Source organism: Neobacillus camarae, assembly GCF_054950115.1.
The window spans coordinates 1-3137 of record NZ_JBUCKX010000008.1; the positions used below are offsets into that span (position 1 = coordinate 1).

Annotated in this window: 3 protein-coding genes; all 3 read right to left on the reverse strand. The window is 35.9% G+C overall.

Annotation, left to right across the window (positions count from 1 at the left end):
* Positions 1–760, reverse strand: a 760-nt coding sequence (locus ACY8D0_RS27970) for a DUF3231 family protein (protein ID WP_462413743.1), incomplete at its 3' end; no start/stop codon positions are given.
* 718 nt (positions 761–1478) lie between these two features.
* Positions 1479–2528 carry a DUF3231 family protein gene (locus ACY8D0_RS27975; RefSeq protein ID WP_462413744.1) on the reverse strand — a complete coding sequence of 350 codons (1050 nt, stop codon included), beginning with the start codon at positions 2526–2528 and terminating at the stop codon, positions 1479–1481.
* 305 nt (positions 2529–2833) lie between these two features.
* Complete coding sequence (locus ACY8D0_RS27980) at positions 2834–3034, reverse strand: cold-shock protein (RefSeq protein WP_462411461.1); 201 nt, start codon at positions 3032–3034, stop codon at positions 2834–2836.
* Between the last annotated feature and the right edge of the window lie 103 nt (positions 3035–3137).

Consider the following 3137-nt stretch of genomic DNA (forward strand, 5'->3'; position numbering starts at 1 on the left):
AATCAGAAATTCCAGAATCCCAACTCATTGGAGCAGGCAAGTCCTCTTTGGTTAAAAAGTGGCTAAAAATGTCCATATGTTTTTGGGCTAATTCTTTTCCCCTTAATAAATACTGCTTTACATCGTCCTTTTCCGCAATTTGAGCAAATCCAGTTATCAATGCCTTTCCAATAGCGTTGGTTTGAACATTCAAAAATAAATGGGTAACTTCCACTGCTGTTAAGGATCTTTTCTTCCCGAAAAAGCCAGCGAGAAACTGTTGTTTTTCCACGAAATCAACCTCATCAGGGGTCGATATAAAAGGAGGCCTGATATATGTTCCTTGTTTTAACATTAGTCTTCGTGTTTGGTCTTGCAACTGTATTGCATCTTGTAAAACAACTTTATGAAAATCGACCACATCTTCTCGTGTTACAATCCCTAACGATGCTCCACTTGCTGCCATGGCTAGGATGGACATTTCTCTTAAATACATTAAAACGAAAGTATCTGAAAAAAGCCTTGGTGCTTTTGGAATCACATCCTCTTCGGTGAATCCAATGGGGATAGGAAATTTTTCATTCATGAAAAGAGTTTTTAAAATAGAGATTCGTCTCTCGGAACATTTCAAAACCAATTCAATAATAGGAAGAACCTCTGCATCCTCCACTTTTTCGAGAAAGTGGCTGTTCATACATACAGAAACTGTGTCATTTATAAACTGAGCCCACAAAGTAGACATTTCCGCTGCGGTTAATCGAATTTTTGTTTGGTCTTCCATACAGATTCCTGCCTTCGATTTGTATTTTCTATTATTTTTAGTTTGAAGACTGTATCTATTCAAGTTTATTTTCCATTTTTTTTAACTTTTAAAGGTAGGTAATCAGTAATAGCTTGTGAAAAATAAGATAAAAATCATTGGGGCAGCATTACTAGCCAAGATGTTTATGTTTATGGACAAGAAGGGATTAAAATTAGGATTAAACATGGATGGCTTGAAGAACCGCCACAAATGGAGGATCGAGCTGCTATCATAAAAGGAGAAACGCATTAATTTGTTTTTGCAGGTGAAAATAAACGTGGTGGTATTTATTACACCTAAAATTTTATGTGGAGGGATGTATTATGAATACTTCATTTAAAAGCTTACTATCAGCCCTGATTACTTTGTTGGTTAAAATCCATTTCTTAATTGAAAAGATAAACACCAAGTTAACATCTACATCAATAAGAATACCAACCTTGGCTTAAGCAAAAGTATTCCATAAATATCTTCATTTCCACATAGATTTAAAAAGGGCGAGTACATGATTTGTACTCGCTTATTTTTATGCAGCCCAGTTGCTGATTTCATTTATGCATCTGGAAATGTTAGAACACCAAAAAAATAATAATTGAAGTGACCTTCAGTTCCTTCTCCGCCAGTGCCCCTATTACCCTAACAGTGTCAAAAAACATAGCTTTTAATGAGAAGATGTTCAAGCTTCTCCAATTGGAATTTAAGGCTTGTCACTCACTTTAGGCGGTGATTCCATCCACCCTTTATCAATTAAGATATTCATGCCGTCGTCAACAAATAAACCAATGTTTATAAGGGTTCTAGCATACAAAAAACTAATATCTCTTCTTGCCGTTACGGCCAGTGAGTTTCCGAATGACCTTATTTTCATGGCGAACATGTCCACTTTATGGAACAACATGATTTTATCGGAAAAAGGTGGATAGGTAGATGTCGTCACCAAATGGTCCAGGTACGTTGGTGATTGAATATGTTCAAGGTGCAGTTTTTCCTGATACTGCTTTACAGCCTTATCCGTCATGTCTAAACCCCGTTTAAACAAAGCCTTTATCTTTTTATCTTGAACAATCTGATGAAAACCCAATAATAATCCCAAACTTGTTACGTTATTCTCAATGTTATCCCAAAGATGGATGATTTCTAACGCCTGTAATGGCCGTACATCACCCATAAAACCACTTAAGTAACTTTGTTGATCAATTTTATCAATTCCATCTGGTGTGGGAATCGTAGGAGGCGCTGCAATGAATTTTTTATCCATTAAGATATTATTTATTTGCCCTAAAAGAATAGTAGTACATTGATTACAATAAATAAAAAACTCCCTGATATCCTCCCTCATGACCAATGGAACCGCTACTGCATAAAGACTCAATCCCGCCTTAGCAGCATATTTTAAATAGTGAACGTAAAATTCATCTTCATATAAGCGGGGAGCACCAAGATTAACATCATCTTTTGTAAATCCAATTGGGATAGGAAAACTTTCTTTTTTAAAAAAACCTTCTATCCTCTGAGTGAAATCCCCTGATAAGGCTAAAGCATTTTCCAATAGACTCTTGATTTCTTGATCCTCACAATGATGAAGGAAATAACATAAGATTTGAATGGACATGCTGTTTCCCATATAGGTAGCCCAAAGTTTACCTATTTCAAAAGTCGAAAAAGGTTGGGATTCATCTAATATAGGGGGATTAATATTTAATGGCTTCAACACATTCATTGGGTTTAAATCTTTATCGGCAGTCATAACTAATCTCCTTATTCCCGCATTATATAGGTTTATAATTTCCATTGGAAAATGATTTAATCCCAACAAAGGTGACCCTTTAACTTATATTGGCAAAAAAAATGGATTGTTTCTATGTACCAGCCAGAATTTTCCTCTTAGAAAAAATGGCAAAGAAATTAGGAAACCCACCATTTATATGCTACACTTGGTTTACCATTTGATTTACTGTTTTCATGTGCCCTACTCCTTTTTGAGTGGGGTTCTTTTTTTTTTAGAAAAATAAAAAACAGACTCTAAAAGAGTCTGTCCAGGTTTAGATTATATTAAGCTTTACGAACGTTAGCTGCTTGAGGTCCGCGTTGTCCTTGTTCAACATCGAAAGTCACAGATTGACCTTCTTCAAGAGATTTGTAACCTTCGCCTTGAATCGCTGAGAAATGAACGAATACGTCTTCTCCACCTTCACGTTCGATGAACCCGAAGCCTTTTTCGCTGTTAAACCATTTTACTTTTCCATTTTCCATGAATGTTGCCTCCTAGTGTGCTTAGCACACAATGTATTACTATCCTTGCTCTTTAGTGATCATCAAGACGAAAAGTTATTACTTATACGTTCCTTTACACCGA

Bases quoted from the DNA above. Each gene is read 5' to 3' on its own strand.
- ACY8D0_RS27975 (WP_462413744.1), bottom strand. From the start codon at position 2,528: ATGACTGCCGATAAAGATTTAAACCCAATGAATGTGTTGAAGCCATTA.
- ACY8D0_RS27980 (WP_462411461.1), bottom strand. From the start codon at position 3,034: ATGGAAAATGGAAAAGTAAAATGGTTTAACAGCGAAAAAGGCTTCGGG.